Here is a 15,337-nt window from a genome sequence, read left to right as displayed (position 1 = left end):
AATCCCGACAGGATAAGTGACATCTAAAATAAAACTTTTATTCGTGGGTCAGGGTCTGATTTAAATTGGACTTAAGTCGGGGGCCTGAATGCGCGGTTAAATGCGTCGCGCCTGCCAGAACACTTTACGCCAGTAGACATTATCCAGCGATGACCGGATCACGCCCTGACTGGTCGAGGCATGGATAAAGGCGTTATCGGTGTCATAAATCCCGACGTGTAAGCCATTTTCTCCGCGCCCGGTTTTAAAAAATACCAAATCACCCGGCAGCAGATCGTCCTTACTGATGCGCGTACCAATATCACTCTGCGCCGCCGTGGTGCGCGGCAGTTGCAGGGCGAATTTGTCGCGGAAGGTGAGATAAACAAAGCCGGAGCAATCGACGCCGTTGCGGCTCATGCCACCATAGCGATAAGGCGTACCACGCCAGTTGCCAAGCTGATCGTTCAGCTGGGCAATCACGGTGATCGAATCGGAAAGACGGCCGTTAATGGGCGGCGCGTGATGACTGCAGCCCGTCAGTAGCAGAACCCAAAGCAGCAAAGCCAGGCGCATCGCCAAATGTCCTTATCAGAAGTTACGACCGGCTTAATGTAGCGGGAAAGCGCGCCGGGTGGCAAGTGTCAGGGCAGCACCGTCAGCAGCGTGCGCCCTTCTATTTCCAGCTGGCGAAACGCAATCTGGTACAGCGGCGTCAGCTGCGACGGCGTCAGTACCGCCGCAGGGGTTCCCTGCGCCACCACCTCGCCCTGATGCATCAGCCAGACGCAATCGGCCTGTTGCAGGCTGTGATTAAGGTCATGGCTGCTGGCGATGACGCTGATACCCGCCGCGCACAGCTCAGCAATTAAATCATCCACCGCTTTCTGCTGGGCCAGATCCAGCGCGGTTAGCGGCTCGTCGAGGATCAGTAACCGGCCGCGCGGATTGATCTGCGGATCGATCTGGGCGCAGACCGCAGCCAGCCGGACGCGTTGCCACTCGCCGCCGGAGAGCTGGGTCAGCAAACGGGATAACTTGTCATCCAGCTGCAGCCGTTGCAGCAGCGTTGTCAGGCGCCGATCCGCACCAGCGTCCGCCGTTTGCAGGTGCAGGCGTAAATAGTGCCAGACCGGCATCTGGCTGAGCGGTAGCTGCTGCTGAGGCAGCCAGCCCCGCACCTGCGCCAGCGCGCTGCCGCGCCAGTCGCTCAATGGACGCTGTTCCAGCTCAATGCTGCCATCAGCAGATTGCAGACCGGCGATAACGCTCAGTAAGGTGCTTTTGCCGGCTCCGTTCGGCCCGGCCAGATGCAGCAGCTGACCGGCATCCAGCGCACTGCTAAACGGCAGCAGCCGTCCGGAGACGGCTACCTGTTTCAACCGCAACAGCATTTATTTTGCCAGCGCCTGCTTGATAGTTTCCAGAATGATTGGGTCTTCCGGCGTCATGTCAGGGGCAAAGCGCTGAATAACCGTGCCGTCGCGGCCAATCAGGAATTTTTCGAAGTTCCACAGGATATCTCCTGGCGCTTTCGGGCCGCGGCCTTTGCTCACCTGTCGCTCATAAAAACCGCTGCCTTCCGGACGTACGGCTTCAGGACATGCCGCCACCAGCTGGGCATACAGCGGATGGCGCTGGTCGCCATTCACCTCGGTTTTTTCAAACATCGGAAACGTCACGCCGTAAGTGGTGCTGCAGAAGGTTTTGATCTCCTCACTGCTGCCCGGCTCCTGCTCAAGAAACTGATTGCAGGGAAAGCCCAGCACGCTGAAGCCCTGATCCTGCCAGGCTTTTTGCAGATTCTCCAGCTCTTCATATTGCGGCGTCAGACCGCATTTAGAGGCGACGTTGACCACCAGCAGTACCTTGCCCTGCCACTGTGACAGCGTGGTTTTTTCCCCATCAAGCGTAACCAGTTCAGTTTGATAAATGCTCATTCTGGATTCCTATTGTGGATGTTAAATAACCAGCCGAGGCTAGCGTGAAGATTTCACCAGTAATGCAATAAACAACGGGGCACCGAGCGTCGCGGTCACCACGCCAATCGGTAATTCAGCGGCGGTCAGCGCCAGCCGGGCAACAATGTCGGCACCCAGCAGCACACAGGCTCCGGCCAGCGCGGAGGCTGGCAGCAGATAACGGTGATCGCTGATGCCACTCAGGCGCAGCAGATGCGGGATCACCAGCCCGACAAAGCCGATAGCCCCGGCCATGGCGACGCTAACGCCCACCAGCCAGCCCATCGCCAGCACCAGCAGATTGCGCCAAAAGAACAGCGACAGGCCAAGCTGGCGTGCCGAGGTTTCGCCCAGTGCCAGTAAATTCAGTATCCGGCCGCTGCCGTTCAGCGCCAGCATCACCGGTAACAAGGTCAGCATCATCCAGCCGTAGCGCCAGTCAATACCGCTGAAGCCACCCATCATCCAGTACATCAGCTGACGTAAATCGAGACTGGTGCTGAAGTAGACCGCCCAGGTCATGATGGCGCTGCAGATGATGCCCAGCGCAACGCCGGTCAGCAGCAGCCGGGTCACGGAGAGCTGACGATGGGCGAAATGCAACAGGATCAGGGTGATGATCAGCGCACCGGCCATCGCCGCCAGGCTCAGGCTCCACAGTGAGCCGCTGCCGAGCAGTACCCCGAGCACCAGCCCTATCCCGGCTCCATTCGAGACCCCAAGCAGTCCCGGCTCGGCCAGAGGATTGGTAAACAGTGCCTGCATCACCACGCCGCATAGCGCCAGTGAGGCGCCCACCAGCATTACAGCCACGCTGCGCGGCAGCCGCAGCTGCCAGACAAACAGCCTGCTGCTGTCATTGAGCCAGTGTGACGGCGCAATCCAGCTGTCGCCGGCGCACAGGCTGACAATAAGTAGCGCAAGCAGCGCAATAGCCAGCCCCGCCAGCCATTTCTGGCTACGGCGATCGGCCTGGTGAGCAAGCTGGTCTAGCAGAGACATAAGCAGGATTAGCTGAGAAAACAGAGATTTGATTGTAGAGGGATTGCAGAAAAAAGAAAGGCTGCTGGTGATACGCACCGGCGCGGTTGCCAGGAAGCGTGAGGCCGGGAATGGCTGAAATGAAAAAAGGCCGCTTGCGCGGCCTTTTTGAAACGCTGAAATCAGTCAGTCTCTTTGGGTGTAGCGTTCTCTACGCGGCTTTTCAGCTTCTGCCCTGGGCGGAAGGTTACTACGCGACGCGCAGTAATCGGAATATCTTCCCCCGTTTTCGGGTTTCTGCCAGGACGCTGGTTTTTGTCGCGCAGGTCGAAATTGCCAAACCCAGACAGTTTTACCTGTTCTCCATTTTCCAAAGCGCGGCGTACCTCTTCGAAAAACAGCTCCACTAACTCTTTTGCATCGCGTTTGCTCAGCCCGAGTTTCTCAAACAGGTACTCTGACATTTCAGCTTTTGTAAGCGCCATAGGTTCAATCCCTCAAGGTTGCCTGGAATCGCTCTTTTAATGCCGCAACGCATTTGCCAACGGTCGCGGCAATCTCCTCTTCTTCGAGTGTCCGGCTGGTATCCTGCAAAATCAGGCTGATTGCGAGGCTCTTGTAACCCTCAGAAACGCCCTTACCGCGGTACACGTCAAACAAGTTTACGCCAACTACCTGATTTACGCCAACTTTCTTACACTCCGCGATGATATCTGCTGCAGGGACGTTTTCAGCCACCACAACGGCAATATCACGACGGTTCGCCGGGAAGCGTGAAATCTCGCGCGCGTCAGGCAGGACGCGGTCTGCGACCTTATTCCAAAGCAGTTCAAAGACTAAGGTGCGACCATTGAGATCAAGCTTACGTTCCAGCTCAGGATGAACCACTCCGATAAATCCGATTCGTTCATCATGCAAATAAATCGCAGCGCTCTGTCCCGGATGCAACGCCGGATTGGCTTCAGCACGGAAGCTGATGTCGTCCAGTTTGCCGGTTAAATCGAGCAGCGATTCTAAATCGCCTTTTAAATCATAGAAGTCAACCGTCTGGCGCGCCAGATCCCAGTGCTCTTCAGCACGGTTGCCGCTCAGTACGCCAGCCAGCATAAGATCCTGACGGATGCCAAGATCGGCCTGAGTATCCGGCACAAAGCGCAGACCGCTTTCAAACAGGCGCACCCGGCTCTGCTGACGGTTCTGGTTGTAGACCACCGCACTCAGTAAGCCGGTCCACAGCGAGAGGCGCATGGTCGACATATCGCTGGAGATCGGGCTGGGCAACAGCAGCGCCTCTTCACCCGGATGCAGCAGCTGCTGAATTTTGGGGTCAACAAAGCTGTAGGTAATCGCCTCCTGATAGCCTTTATCGACCAGCAGGGTTTTGGCACGCTTCAGCGACAGGTTCGCTTCGCGGTGGCGGGTCATCACCAGACCAGCCTGAACCGGCACGTCCGGAATGTTGTTGTAGCCATAGATACGGGCGACTTCTTCAACCAGATCTTCTTCAATCGCCATATCAAAACGCCAGCTCGGCGCAACCGCCCGCCACTGGCCCTCAGCAACGCTCACCTGGCAACCGAGGCGAGTCAGGATATCCGTCACCTGCTGATCCGGGATGACGTGACCAATCAGACGGTCCAGCTTCTCACGACGCAGGGTGATGGTGGCCTGCGGCGGTAAGGCGGCCTGATGGGTCTGATCGATGATCGGACCCGCTTCGCCACCGCAGATCTCTAACAGCAGCGCGGTCGCGCGCTCCAGCGCCATCTGCTGCAGGGCCGGATCGACGCCACGCTCATAACGATGTGACGCATCGGTATGCAATCCGTGGCGACGTGCGCGGCCGGTAATCGAGAGCGGGTCAAAATAGGCACACTCAAACAGGATATTCTGCGTTTCGCTGTTCACACCGGAATGCTCGCCGCCAAAAATACCGGCCATCGCCAGCGCTTTGTGATGATCGGCAATCACTAAGGTGTCGCTTTGCAGCTTAGCGTCGGTGCCGTCCAGCAGCGTCAGGGTTTCGCCCTCTTTCGCCATCCGCACCACGATGCCGCCATCAATGCGGTCGAGGTCAAAGGCGTGCATCGGCTGACCCAGCTCCAGCAGCACAAAGTTAGTGATATCAACGATCGGGTCGATAGAGCGGATGCCACAGCGGCGCAGCTTCTCTTTCATCCACAGCGGCGTGGCCGCCGTGACGTTCACGCCCTTCACCACGCGGCCCAGATAGCGCGGGCAGGCGTCGGTTGCATCAACCCGAATCGGGAAGGTCTCGCTCAGCGTTGCCGCCACCGGCTGAATCTCCGGCATATTAAGCGGCAGGCCATTCAGGACGGCGACATCACGCGCGATCCCGATAATGCCCAGACAGTCGGCGCGGTTCGGCGTGACGCTGATTTCGATGGTGTTGTCATTCAGCTGCAGATAGTCGCGGATGTCAGTCCCAATCGGCGCGTCTGCGGGCAGTTCAATAATGCCGTTATGATCGTCGGAAATACCCAGTTCGGAGAACGAGCAGAGCATGCCTTCGGACGGTTCGCCACGCAGTTTTGCGGCTTTGATTTTGAAATCACCCGGCAGCACGGCACCCACGGTCGCCACGGCGACTTTCAGGCCCTGACGACAGTTTGGCGCGCCACAGACGATATCCAGCAGGCGATCGCCGCCGGTGTTGATTTTGGTGACGCGCAGTTTGTCGGCATTCGGGTGCTGACCGCACTCCACGACTTCACCAACCACCACGCCGTGGAACGCGCCCGCGACCGGGTCCACGCCATCGACTTCCAGGCCGGCCATGGTGATTTGCTCAGACAGCGCCGCGCTGTCCAGGGCTGGATTTACCCATTCGCGTAACCAGAGTTCACTGAATTTCATTGGATAACCTGCCCTTACTTAAATTGTTTGAGGAAACGTAAATCGTTTTCGAAGAATGCACGCAGATCGGTCACGCCATAGCGCAGCATGGTCAGACGCTCCATTCCCATCCCGAAGGCGAAGCCGGAGTAAACTTCTGGATCGATGCCGACATTGCGCAGCACGTTTGGATGCACCATGCCGCAGCCCAGCACTTCCAGCCACTTACCGTTTTTGCCCATCACATCCACTTCCGCCGAAGGCTCGGTGAACGGGAAATAGGAGGGACGGAAACGAATCTGCAAATCTTCTTCGAAGAAGTTGTTCAGGAAATCGTGCAGCGTGCCTTTGAGATTGGTAAAGCTGATGTTTTTATCGACAATCAGCCCTTCCATCTGATGGAACATTGGCGTGTGGGTTTGATCGTAATCGTTACGGTAAACGCGGCCTGGGGCGATGATGCGAATCGGCGGCTGCTGATTCTTCATGGTACGAATCTGTACGCCAGACGTCTGGGTACGCAGCAGACGCGTCGCGTCAAACCAGAAGGTGTCATGATCGGCACGTGCCGGGTGATGGCCAGGAATATTCAGCGCATCAAAGTTATGATAATCGTCTTCGATTTCCGGGCCCGTCACCACCGCGAAACCCAATTCGCCGAAAAAGGTTTCGATACGGTCGATGGTACGGGTGACCGGATGCAGACCGCCATTCTCAATGCGACGGCCAGGCAGTGAAACGTCAATCGTTTCAGCGGCCAGACGCGCATTCAGTACCGCAGACTCCAGCGCATCTTTGCGTGCGTTCAGACGCTCGGTGACCTGTTGTTTAGCTTCGTTGATCACCGCGCCCGCTGCCGGACGCTCTTCGGCTGGCAGCTCGCGTAAGGTGGTCATCTGCAGGGTCAGGTGCCCTTTCTTACCCAGATATTCGACGCGCACCGCGTCAAGGGCGGCGATATCTGTCGCCCCGTCGATGGCCGCCGTGGCGTTGGCCACCAGTTCTGCGAGTTGGGACATAGTTTCCTCTTTTTCCAGTCAGGCTGGTCAGTTCTCGTTGGGACCTGCCGGTCCAATATGCTAGCGCCAGAAACAAAAAAGCCTCCACGAGGGAGGCTTTCAGCGCGATTTTTCGTTTCTCTTCTTATGCGCAAAAGCCCCCAAATGTCAGGCGCTAAAGTAAAAAAAGAAACGGAAAATAGCAGCAGTCATGCTTGCGGTTACCTTGTCATGGATCATGAGGGTACTATTGAAATGCGTGGCGAAGAAAATGTCAATCTTTTGCGCGAGTTACAGGCAATAAAAAAGGGAGCAAGCTCCCTTTTTCATCCGGCTTACGCCAGCGCTGATTTCGCTTTTTCGACCAGTGCAGAGAATGCCACTTTATCGAATACCGCGATGTCGGCCAGGATCTTACGGTCAATCTCAATGGCTGCTTTTTTCAGACCATTGATGAAACGGCTGTAAGACATGCCGTTCTGACGTGCCGCTGCGTTGATACGCGCGATCCACAGCTGACGGAACTGACGCTTACGCTGACGACGGTCACGGTAAGCATACTGACCAGCTTTGATAACAGCCTGGAAGGCAACGCGGTAGACACGTGAACGTGCACCGTAATAGCCTTTAGCTTGTTTTAAGATTTTTTTGTGACGTGCGCGAGCAACTACACCACGTTTAACGCGAGCCATGTGAGCTCTCCTGTTCTATATTCTGTTTAAAAAAATGGACTTATGCGTACGGCAGGCAGGCAATAACCAGACCCAGATCGCCTTTAGACACCATGCCTTTAGGGCGCAGGTGACGTTTACGCTTAGTAGATTTTTTGGTCAGAATATGACGCAGGTTTGCGTGTTTACGCTTGAAGCCGCCAGAAGCGGTCTTCTTGAAGCGCTTAGCCGCGCCACGTACAGTTTTAATCTTTGGCATTTTAAAAAATATCCACTTCGCATTGTTGATAACATGACCCAGACAGGCGGACAGATAACCGCACAGCGCGAACGCTGCGCGGTTAATGTTACTTGAAAGCCTACTGTTTCTTCTTAGGAGCGAGCACCATGATCATCTGGCGGCCTTCGATCTTCGAAGGGAAGGATTCGACAATGGCCAAATCCAGATCTTCACACAGATCTTTACGGACGCGGTTAAGCACTTCCATACCGATCTGCTGGTGCGCCATCTCACGACCGCGGAAACGCAGCGTGATTTTGGCTTTATCGCCTTCTTCCAGAAAGCGAATCAGGTTGCGTAGTTTGACCTGATAGTCGCCATCATCGGTTCCAGGACGGAATTTGATTTCCTTAACCTGAATAACTTTTTGCTTCTTCTTCTGTTCCTTAGAAGATTTGCTTTTTTCATAGAGGAACTTGCCGTAATCCATGATGCGGCAGACCGGCGGTTCGGCATTCGGGCTGATTTCTACTAAATCAACACCCGCTTCCTCGGCTTTTTCCAAAGCTTCGCGTAATGTGACAATGCCAATCGGCTCGCCATCCATGCCTGTTAAGCGCACTTCAGTTGCGCGGATTTCACTGTTGATTTTGTTCGGACGCGTCGGTAGTACTCGTTTTCCGCCTTTAATACTTTATTCCTCCAATTGGTGAAGATTTCGGCTGCGAATCTCTTGTTGAAGTTTCTCAACAAACACATCGACATCCATCGACCCAAGGTCTTTACCACGGCGGGTGCGAACGGCCACTTTGCCAGCTTCCACCTCTTTATCACCGCAGACCAACATATAAGGGACGCGACGTAATGTATGCTCGCGGATTTTAAAGCCTATCTTCTCATTTCTCAAGTCTGCCTTCACACGAATGCCAGCATTCTGCAGCTTACGCGTCAAAGACTCAACATATTCTGCTTGTCCATCGGTAATATTCATTACCACGACTTGCAGCGGTGCCAGCCAGCTTGGGAAGAAACCCGCGAATTCTTCGGTCAGAATACCGATGAATCGCTCCATTGACCCCAGAATCGCACGGTGAATCATCACTGGCGTCTGACGATCGTTGTTTTCACCCACGTAGGTTGCTTCAAGGCGTTTTGGCAGGGAAAAGTCTAGCTGAACTGTTCCACACTGCCAGGCGCGATCAAGACAATCGTACAAAGTAAACTCAATTTTAGGACCGTAGAACGCGCCTTCGCCTGGCTGGAACTCAAACTCAATGTTGTTTTCGTTCAGCGCGGCGGCCAGATCTTCCTCAGCACGGTCCCACATTTCATCAGTACCGATACGCTTCTCAGGACGGGTGGACAATTTCACCACAATCTTTTCAAAGCCGAAGGTGCTGTACATGTCATAAACCATGCGGATACAGCTGTTTACTTCATCACGAACCTGTTCTTCAGTACAGAATACGTGTGCATCGTCCTGAGTAAAGCCACGAACGCGCATCAGACCGTGCAACGCACCCGATGGCTCATTACGGTGACAGCTACCAAACTCCGCCATACGCAGCGGCAGGTCACGGTATGACTTCAGACCCTGATTAAAGATCTGCACATGACCAGGGCAGTTCATTGGCTTGATACAATATTCACGGTTCTCAGAAGAGGTAGTGAACATCGCTTCTTTATAGTTTTCCCAGTGTCCGGTTTTTTCCCACAACACCCGATCCATCATGAATGGACCTTTGACTTCCTGGTACTGATACTCTTTTAGCTTACTGCGGACAAACACTTCCAGCTCGCGGAAAATGGTCCAGCCGTCATTATGCCAGAATACCATGCCCGGTGCTTCTTCCTGCATGTGATAGAGGTCAAGCTGCTTACCAATCTTACGATGGTCACGCTTCGCCGCCTCTTCCAGACGCTGCAGATAGGCGGCCAGTTGCTTCTTGTCTGCCCACGCGGTGCCATAAATACGCTGCAGCATTTTGTTGTTGCTGTCGCCGCGCCAGTAGGCACCGGAGATTTTCTGCAGCTTGAAATGATGGCAAAAACGCATATTCGGCACGTGCGGACCGCGGCACATGTCGACATATTCTTCGTGATGATAAAGGCCTGGATGGTCATCGTGGCTGATGTTTTCATCAAGAATGGTGGTTTTGTAAACTTCACCCCGCGCCGCGAACACGTCACGCGCTTCCTGCCAGCTGACTTTTTTCTTCACCACGTCATAGTTGGTTTCAGCCAACTGATGCATGCGTTTTTCCAGCAGGTCGATATCTTCCTGGGTCAGGGTACGATCAATATCGACATCATAATAGAAGCCGTTATCAATAACCGGACCGATCGCCATTTTGGTGTCCGGCCACAGCTGCTTAATCGCATGCCCTAACAGGTGCGCGCAGGAGTGACGGATGATTTCCAGACCCGCTTCGTCTTTTGCGGTAATGATCGCAACGTTTGCATCTTCAGTGATGGGATCGACAGCATCAACCAGTTCACCATTAACGCGACCCGCGATACAGGCTTTTGCTAATCCCGGGCCGATGTCCAGCGCGATATCCATCACGCTGACAGGGCGATCAAATACACGCTGGCTGCCATCAGGAAGCGTAATTACAGGCATTTCATATCCTTAATTGCAGTGGTAAGCCACACGAAAGCTTACATACAACATGATGTAAATTTAATGACCCGGCGTTATGTCAGACCCACAGTGTCGGAATGTCGCCAGGATTTCAGTGCGGAAGCGATGATAGCAGTTTTCCCGGGCGAGAAAAACCCATGCCATTTTCGCTAAGCCCCGGAGAGATCAAAAAAAAGCGGCCTGACTGATCATCAGGCCGCCTGGCATGCCACTGCGGAAAACCGCCTTACATCGCGTAAGAGAGCATGATAGAGGTTTTGGTATCGGTGCGATCCGGCGCAGACTCTGGCGGATTGTTGTTCCAGGTCACGTTGTAGGCCAGCTTCAGCGCGAAGTGGCTGTTGATAGCGACCTGCAGGCCGGTTTCGGAGTTAAGAGTGGTATCTTCACCGAAGCTGCTCAGCACGGAAACACCCTGCACGAATTTGGTGGTATCGGTCAGCTGCCACTGATAGCTGATGGCGCCGTAGCCCAGCGCTTTGGTTTCATGACCGCCATCGTGGAAGTCATCATAACGTACACCCGGACCAAATTCCGCACGCAGCGAATGCACCGGACCGTTCAGAATCTGGCGACCGTAACCGGCGGTCAGTACATCACGTGAATCGTAGCCGTTGAAGCGATCGCTTAACCAGCTGGCCTGACCAAACAGGTAGTCATAAGAATTGAGGTTATAACGTGAACGGCCACCGATGTTATAGGTTTCAGACGAGCGCTCATCATTTGATGAAGTGTTCGCTGCGTTGCCCCACAAGCTGTACGCCATCGATGACTGATACCAGGTCATGTTGGTCTGAGCGGTCATTGATGAACTGGTGGTGTTACCGGTTTGCGCCAGGTAACCTGCAGAAGCAGAACCTTCAAACGGTTTTTTCGCCGTGGAAGGGTCATCCATGGAAGTAAATACGGCATTATCGGCCAGTGCCTGGTGGCAAAACGCTCCGGCGGAGAGCAAAAGAACAGCAGACAGCTTGTTAAAGGCTTTCATTAAATGTGATCCGTGCGACAGTTTAAAAAACGGAGAGTCTGAAGCGTTTTGCCGGGCAATCAATGCAATTTACGGTAAGTTTTGTAAAAAAATATTAACTCGCTCGAAATGCGTGGTATTGCTCTGAAACCGCATGTTAATTGGGACTCTTCTGATTAACGCGCCGCATTATAGTGGCCCTCAGACCGAAATACAGCCGCTGCGCAACAAGATTTTTCAGAACGTTAACCGTTGCTGCTGACAGGATTTTACGTTTAGTCACCAGCGCAGGCTTTCACCATCCCCTTAATAACTCGCTCATTTTTTCACCATGGTCTACGCTCAGTTCAGTTTCTCTACCCAGAGGTGCATGATGAGCAGCAATTCCTTAACCCGTTATATCGTCACGTTGCAGTATCAGGAATCTGGCTTAAGTGACATTCTTGAGCTAACCGGTGCCATGACGGCTGCCGGGTTTACCACCACCCTGACCGACGACGAGGGGCACCCGCACGAGCTGGGGACCAATAGCTTTGGTATTGTTACTACGCTGGAGGAAGACGATCTGCGTCAGCAGGTGGCTGCCGCTGGCGAAAGCGCACTGGGACAAAAGCCAGAAGTGACCGTCACCACCTTTGAGCAGTTCCTGCGCGACGCCGCCGATCATCGCCCTGCCGCCTCCCCGACTGAGTAAAGGGTGCTTCCGCGCTGGTTTTGGTGAATATTTACGCGCTACAATCGAACTTACGCAGCGAATAACGAGGATAGCCCGATGTGGTCAGCCATTAGTCGTCTGTTAAGCGAGCAGTTAGGCAACGCCGAAATTACCCAACGTCACGCCCTGCCCGGTGGCGAAGTCCATCCCACCTGGCGTATCCGCTACGGTGCCCACGAGGTGTTCGTAAAATGCAACAGCCGCGAGATGCTGTCGCTGTTTACCTGGGAAGCCGATCAGCTGGCACTGCTGGCCCGCACCCAGACCGTCAGGGTGCCGAAGGTTTATGGTGTCGGTCATCATCGCGAAGAGAGCTTTCTGCTGCTGGAATATATTGAGCCGCAGCCGCTCGACCCTCAGAGCGCTTTTCAGCTGGGCCAGCAGCTGGCGCATCTGCATCAGTGGAGCGAGCAGACTCAGTTCGGGCTCGACTTTGATAACAACATCACCACCACTCCCCAACCCAACAGCTGGCTGCGACGCTGGTCGGTGTTCTTTGCTGAACAGCGCATCGGCTGGCAGCTGCAGCTGGCGGCGGAAAAAGGCGTTCAGTATGGAGATACCGAACTGATCATTGCCTGCGTGCAGCGGGTGCTGGCATCACATCATCCTCAGCCCTCTTTACTGCATGGCGATCTGTGGCCGGCTAACTGCGCAGGCAGCGCAGCGGGGCCGTGGATCTTCGACCCCGCCTGTTACTGGGGCGATCGTGAATGTGATTTAGCGATGTTGAGCTGGTTTACCGATCTGCCGCGGCAAATTTTCGAGGGCTACCACGCCGTCTGGCCGCTGCCGGATGGCTTTTCGCAGCGTCAGCCGGTTTATCAGCTTTACTATCTGTTAAACCGGGCGAACGTGTTTGGCGGACACTGGCTGGGCGACGCACAGTTCGCCATTGGCCAGTTGCTGGATGAGGATGCGCTGTCAGCCAGTCAGGCCAAACCGGCCTGACTGCATCAGAACTGCATCAGATAAAGCCCAGTAGCGACAGCGCGAAATAGCCAGCGATAGCAATCACCACCGGCAGGACGTACAGCGGGAAAATCTGCAAAAAGATGGTGTGGCGTGGGACGCGTACTTTCTCTTCCAGCTGCTGGCGGGTACGCCCTTCACTGCCCTTCACCTGCTCCAGTATTAACTGATCCTCAATCCCTTCTTTGACATGACGCACCTGGCGTCCCATCCGCGCGCCTGATGATTCCAGCGCCAGCCCGACAAAGATCAGAATATAGATCAGCCAGAATCCGAGGTTCATCTGACCGTTAAATTCCGGCACCGGCGAGTTATGCCAGAACACGTTGAGGAACGGAGTATTAAAGCGGATCATATCGACGATTACATGGACGAAATCGAGCATCACTGCATCAATGCCAGGCTGCTTTTCGCTGTGCTTAAACATAAAGCTCAGTACAGAAATAATGGTCGAGAGTAGCGCCAGTAAAAAAATCACCCAGCCAGCCACACGCTTAAGGATGGCGATGCGGCCAGCCTGTTGATAGGTCATGATATCTCCTGTACCCAAAATCCAATTTGCTGTAAGTCTACCTGCCAATGCTGAAATTTCCCAAATAAAGCGTGGCTGGCTGCTGTCCGTCCCGCAACCGGCCGATCAATGCTAAGGTAAGTCAGACTTTATAAGGAGACCTCAGATGCCCTATCACCGCCCCGTTCTCGCCGCATTGTTTGACATGGATGGCTTATTAATCGATTCCGAGCCGCTGTGGGATCAGGCTGAACTGGATATTTTTTCGACGCTGGATGTCGACCTGTCACGCCGCAACGAGTTGCCCGACACACTCGGCTTACGCATCGATCAGACTGTTCGTATGTGGTACGAAACGCTGCCGTGGAACGGTCCCAGTCAGCAGGAGGTCACGCAACGCATCATTGCCCGCGCGATGGCGCTGATTGACGAGACGCGTCCCCTGTTGCCCGGGGTTGAGACCGCACTGCAGCTGTGCCGGCAGCACAACCTGAAAATCGGCCTCGCCTCTGCCTCACCGCTGGCGATGCTGGAACGGGTACTGGAGATCTTCAACCTGCGGCACTATTTCGACGTGCTCGCCTCGGCGGAAGCGCTGCCTTACAGCAAACCCCATCCGCAGGTGTATCTCAATGCGGCCGCCAGCCTGGCGATCGATCCGCTTAACTGCGTCACGCTGGAAGATTCTTTCAACGGCATGATCGCCACCAAAGCGGCGCGGATGCGTTCGATTGTGGTGCCCGCTGCGGCGCACCGCAACGATCCGCGCTGGGCACTGGCGGATGTCCGGCTGGATGACCTGACCCGACTGACGCTGGCCGATTTACATGGCTAAGTGCAAGCCCGCCAGCAGGCGGGCTTTTTTTACCCGTTTCGCCGTACTGTTGATCTACTCCGCAAATAATTAAAACAACGTTTCATTTTTATTGAATTCATATCCCGCTCTGCCTAAGATGCCCAGACAGTCCCTGTTCCGGGGCATGCTTAACCTGATCTGCAGAGAGGCCTGAGATGGACGTTCGTCAAAGCATTCACAGTGATCACGCCAGACAGCTGGACACTGACGCGCTGCGCCGCGAGTTTCTGATTGAAACGATTTTTACTGCCGATAACTACACCCTGACCTACAGCCATATCGACCGCATTATTATTGGTGGCGTGATGCCGGTGAATAACCCGGTAACGATTGGCGATGAAATGGGTAAACAGTTAGGCGTCAGCTATTTTCTTGAGCGCCGCGAGCTGGGTATGATCAATATCGGTGGCCCCGGACTGGTAGAAGTGGACGGTAAAAGCTGGGAAATCGGCCATGAAGAGGCGCTCTATGTCGGTAAGGGCGCGCGAAATCTGCTGTTCCGCAGCCTGAATCCGGCCCAGCCGGCGAAGTTCTACTACAACAGCGCCCCTGCGCATGCCACCTTCCCGGATAAAAAAATCACCTTACAGGAGGCCGCCACCGCCACGCTCGGCGATCCTGCCACCTCCAACCGCCGCACCATCAATAAGTTCATCGTGCCGGATGTGCTGCCGACCTGTCAGCTCACCATGGGCTTAACCAAACTGGAGGAAGGCAGCCTGTGGAACACCATGCCGTGCCACACCCATGAACGCCGCATGGAGGTCTATTTCTATTTCGACATGAGCGAGGAGAGCGCGGTGTTCCACATGATGGGCGAGCCGCAGCAAACCCGTCACCTGCTGGTGCATAACGAACAGGCGGTGATTTCACCCAGCTGGTCGATTCACGCCGGCGTCGGCACGCAGCGCTACACCTTCATCTGGGGCATGGTGGGCGAAAATCAGGTCTTTGATGACATGGACCACGTCAAAATCAGCGAACTACGCTGAGCAGAGGAGAAATA

The 15,337-nt window shown here is 54.7% G+C and carries 19 protein-coding genes and 1 other annotated feature; of the genes, 5 read left to right on the top strand and 14 right to left on the bottom strand.

The annotated features are described in order from the left end of the window. Positions 1 to 96: 96 nt before the first annotated feature. From AC6I8I_RS08320 to AC6I8I_RS08260, 13 genes are all read right to left on the bottom strand, one after another. Complete coding sequence (locus AC6I8I_RS08320) at positions 97 to 555, bottom strand: C40 family peptidase (RefSeq protein ID WP_031375696.1); 459 nt, start codon at positions 553 to 555, stop codon at positions 97 to 99. A 68-nt stretch (positions 556 to 623) separates the two neighbouring features. After that, positions 624 to 1,373, bottom strand: a complete 750-nt coding sequence (gene btuD / locus AC6I8I_RS08315) for a vitamin B12 ABC transporter ATP-binding protein BtuD (protein ID WP_497819928.1) — start codon at positions 1,371 to 1,373, stop codon at positions 624 to 626. Beyond that, on the bottom strand, positions 1,374 to 1,919 hold the full coding sequence (locus tag AC6I8I_RS08310) for a glutathione peroxidase (protein ID WP_497819927.1): 546 nt from the start codon (positions 1,917 to 1,919) through the stop codon (positions 1,374 to 1,376). It lies immediately after the preceding gene. 39 nt (positions 1,920 to 1,958) lie between these two features. Then, positions 1,959 to 2,942, bottom strand: coding sequence for a vitamin B12 ABC transporter permease BtuC (gene btuC, locus AC6I8I_RS08305; RefSeq protein WP_312056806.1), 984 nt, complete (start codon positions 2,940 to 2,942; stop codon positions 1,959 to 1,961). 161 nt (positions 2,943 to 3,103) lie between these two features. Further along, positions 3,104 to 3,406: an integration host factor subunit alpha gene (gene ihfA / locus AC6I8I_RS08300; protein WP_003853259.1), complete on the bottom strand. Its 303-nt coding sequence runs from the start codon at positions 3,404 to 3,406 to the stop codon at positions 3,104 to 3,106. A gap of 4 nt (positions 3,407 to 3,410) precedes the next feature. Continuing rightward, a complete protein-coding gene (gene pheT / locus AC6I8I_RS08295) occupies positions 3,411 to 5,798 on the bottom strand; it encodes a phenylalanine--tRNA ligase subunit beta (protein ID WP_497828542.1) in 2,388 nt (795 codons plus the stop codon). 14 nt (positions 5,799 to 5,812) lie between these two features. Beyond that, positions 5,813 to 6,796 (bottom strand): phenylalanine--tRNA ligase subunit alpha, encoded by a 984-nt coding sequence (pheS, locus tag AC6I8I_RS08290; RefSeq protein WP_031375692.1) that lies wholly within the window; start codon positions 6,794 to 6,796, stop codon positions 5,813 to 5,815. 71 nt (positions 6,797 to 6,867) lie between these two features. Further along, positions 6,868 to 6,993: a sequence feature (Phe leader region), on the bottom strand. Then, positions 6,944 to 6,988 (bottom strand): pheST operon leader peptide PheM, encoded by a 45-nt coding sequence (gene pheM / locus AC6I8I_RS08285; RefSeq protein ID WP_159859786.1) that lies wholly within the window; start codon positions 6,986 to 6,988, stop codon positions 6,944 to 6,946. It overlaps the preceding feature by 45 nt. A 117-nt stretch (positions 6,994 to 7,110) precedes the next feature. Next, positions 7,111 to 7,467 (bottom strand): 50S ribosomal protein L20, encoded by a 357-nt coding sequence (gene rplT / locus AC6I8I_RS08280; RefSeq protein WP_003853267.1) that lies wholly within the window; start codon positions 7,465 to 7,467, stop codon positions 7,111 to 7,113. Between the two features lie 40 nt (positions 7,468 to 7,507). Continuing rightward, positions 7,508 to 7,705 carry a 50S ribosomal protein L35 gene (rpmI, locus tag AC6I8I_RS08275; RefSeq protein WP_004157374.1) on the bottom strand — a complete coding sequence of 66 codons (198 nt, stop codon included), beginning with the start codon at positions 7,703 to 7,705 and terminating at the stop codon, positions 7,508 to 7,510. A 100-nt stretch (positions 7,706 to 7,805) separates the two neighbouring features. Next, the gene (gene infC, locus AC6I8I_RS08270; RefSeq protein ID WP_031375691.1) at positions 7,806 to 8,357 is read right to left on the bottom strand and encodes a translation initiation factor IF-3; all 552 of its coding nucleotides are present in this window, start codon (positions 8,355 to 8,357) and stop codon (positions 7,806 to 7,808) included. Positions 8,358 to 8,360: 3 nt separating this feature from the next. Next, positions 8,361 to 10,289 carry a threonine--tRNA ligase gene (gene thrS / locus AC6I8I_RS08265; protein ID WP_312056802.1) on the bottom strand — a complete coding sequence of 643 codons (1,929 nt, stop codon included), beginning with the start codon at positions 10,287 to 10,289 and terminating at the stop codon, positions 8,361 to 8,363. Positions 10,290 to 10,536: 247 nt separating this feature from the next. Further along, positions 10,537 to 11,298 carry a DUF481 domain-containing protein gene (locus AC6I8I_RS08260; protein ID WP_069728221.1) on the bottom strand — a complete coding sequence of 254 codons (762 nt, stop codon included), beginning with the start codon at positions 11,296 to 11,298 and terminating at the stop codon, positions 10,537 to 10,539. On the opposite strand from AC6I8I_RS08260, the gene AC6I8I_RS08255 reads away from it, so the two are divergent. The 3 genes from AC6I8I_RS08255 (at position 11,204) to AC6I8I_RS08245 (ending at position 12,943) form a co-directional block, all read left to right on the top strand. Continuing rightward, entirely contained in the window at positions 11,204 to 11,425 is a 222-nt protein-coding gene (locus AC6I8I_RS08255) for a hypothetical protein (protein ID WP_497828678.1), read from the top strand. The genes AC6I8I_RS08260 and AC6I8I_RS08255 overlap by 95 nt on opposite strands. Positions 11,426 to 11,650: 225 nt before the next feature. Continuing rightward, complete coding sequence (gene ghoS, locus AC6I8I_RS08250; protein ID WP_312056834.1) at positions 11,651 to 11,971, top strand: type V toxin-antitoxin system endoribonuclease antitoxin GhoS; 321 nt, start codon at positions 11,651 to 11,653, stop codon at positions 11,969 to 11,971. Positions 11,972 to 12,049: 78 nt separating this feature from the next. Continuing rightward, positions 12,050 to 12,943, top strand: coding sequence for a fructosamine kinase family protein (locus AC6I8I_RS08245; protein ID WP_312056799.1), 894 nt, complete (start codon positions 12,050 to 12,052; stop codon positions 12,941 to 12,943). Positions 12,944 to 12,959: 16 nt separating this feature from the next. Here AC6I8I_RS08245 and AC6I8I_RS08240 read toward each other — a convergent pair whose 3' ends face one another. Then, on the bottom strand, positions 12,960 to 13,496 hold the full coding sequence (locus AC6I8I_RS08240) for a YniB family protein (protein WP_312056797.1): 537 nt from the start codon (positions 13,494 to 13,496) through the stop codon (positions 12,960 to 12,962). Positions 13,497 to 13,641: 145 nt separating this feature from the next. Between AC6I8I_RS08240 and hxpB the strand changes: the two genes are divergently transcribed. Both hxpB and kduI read left to right on the top strand, forming a co-directional pair. Further along, on the top strand, positions 13,642 to 14,310 hold the full coding sequence (gene hxpB, locus AC6I8I_RS08235; RefSeq protein ID WP_497819924.1) for a hexitol phosphatase HxpB: 669 nt from the start codon (positions 13,642 to 13,644) through the stop codon (positions 14,308 to 14,310). 176 nt (positions 14,311 to 14,486) lie between these two features. After that, positions 14,487 to 15,323: a 5-dehydro-4-deoxy-D-glucuronate isomerase gene (kduI, locus tag AC6I8I_RS08230; RefSeq protein ID WP_312056795.1), complete on the top strand. Its 837-nt coding sequence runs from the start codon at positions 14,487 to 14,489 to the stop codon at positions 15,321 to 15,323. The last annotated feature ends 14 nt before the right edge of the window (positions 15,324 to 15,337 follow it).

The organism is Pantoea sp. X-Soil-YNGN-775, assembly GCF_059730575.1.
This window is presented reverse-complemented; position numbering and strand designations above follow the sequence as displayed.

What these genes read in the sequence shown, in the direction of transcription:
- AC6I8I_RS08320 (WP_031375696.1), bottom strand. Translation starts at nt 555, where the DNA reads ATGCGCCTGGCTTTGCTGCTTTGGGTTCTGCTACTGACGGGCTGCAGT.
- btuD (WP_497819928.1), bottom strand. Translation starts at nt 1,373, where the DNA reads ATGCTGTTGCGGTTGAAACAGGTAGCCGTCTCCGGACGGCTGCTGCCG.
- AC6I8I_RS08310 (WP_497819927.1), bottom strand. Translation starts at nt 1,919, where the DNA reads ATGAGCATTTATCAAACTGAACTGGTTACGCTTGATGGGGAAAAAACC.
- btuC (WP_312056806.1), bottom strand. Translation starts at nt 2,942, where the DNA reads ATGTCTCTGCTAGACCAGCTTGCTCACCAGGCCGATCGCCGTAGCCAG.
- ihfA (WP_003853259.1), bottom strand. Translation starts at nt 3,406, where the DNA reads ATGGCGCTTACAAAAGCTGAAATGTCAGAGTACCTGTTTGAGAAACTC.
- pheT (WP_497828542.1), bottom strand. Translation starts at nt 5,798, where the DNA reads ATGAAATTCAGTGAACTCTGGTTACGCGAATGGGTAAATCCAGCCCTG.
- pheS (WP_031375692.1), bottom strand. Translation starts at nt 6,796, where the DNA reads ATGTCCCAACTCGCAGAACTGGTGGCCAACGCCACGGCGGCCATCGAC.
- rplT (WP_003853267.1), bottom strand. Translation starts at nt 7,467, where the DNA reads ATGGCTCGCGTTAAACGTGGTGTAGTTGCTCGCGCACGTCACAAAAAA.
- rpmI (WP_004157374.1), bottom strand. Translation starts at nt 7,705, where the DNA reads ATGCCAAAGATTAAAACTGTACGTGGCGCGGCTAAGCGCTTCAAGAAG.
- thrS (WP_312056802.1), bottom strand. Translation starts at nt 10,289, where the DNA reads ATGCCTGTAATTACGCTTCCTGATGGCAGCCAGCGTGTATTTGATCGC.
- AC6I8I_RS08255 (WP_497828678.1), top strand. Translation starts at nt 11,204, where the DNA reads ATGGAAGTAAATACGGCATTATCGGCCAGTGCCTGGTGGCAAAACGCT.
- AC6I8I_RS08260 (WP_069728221.1), bottom strand. Translation starts at nt 11,298, where the DNA reads ATGAAAGCCTTTAACAAGCTGTCTGCTGTTCTTTTGCTCTCCGCCGGA.
- ghoS (WP_312056834.1), top strand. Translation starts at nt 11,651, where the DNA reads ATGAGCAGCAATTCCTTAACCCGTTATATCGTCACGTTGCAGTATCAG.
- AC6I8I_RS08245 (WP_312056799.1), top strand. Translation starts at nt 12,050, where the DNA reads ATGTGGTCAGCCATTAGTCGTCTGTTAAGCGAGCAGTTAGGCAACGCC.
- AC6I8I_RS08240 (WP_312056797.1), bottom strand. Translation starts at nt 13,496, where the DNA reads ATGACCTATCAACAGGCTGGCCGCATCGCCATCCTTAAGCGTGTGGCT.
- hxpB (WP_497819924.1), top strand. Translation starts at nt 13,642, where the DNA reads ATGCCCTATCACCGCCCCGTTCTCGCCGCATTGTTTGACATGGATGGC.
- kduI (WP_312056795.1), top strand. Translation starts at nt 14,487, where the DNA reads ATGGACGTTCGTCAAAGCATTCACAGTGATCACGCCAGACAGCTGGAC.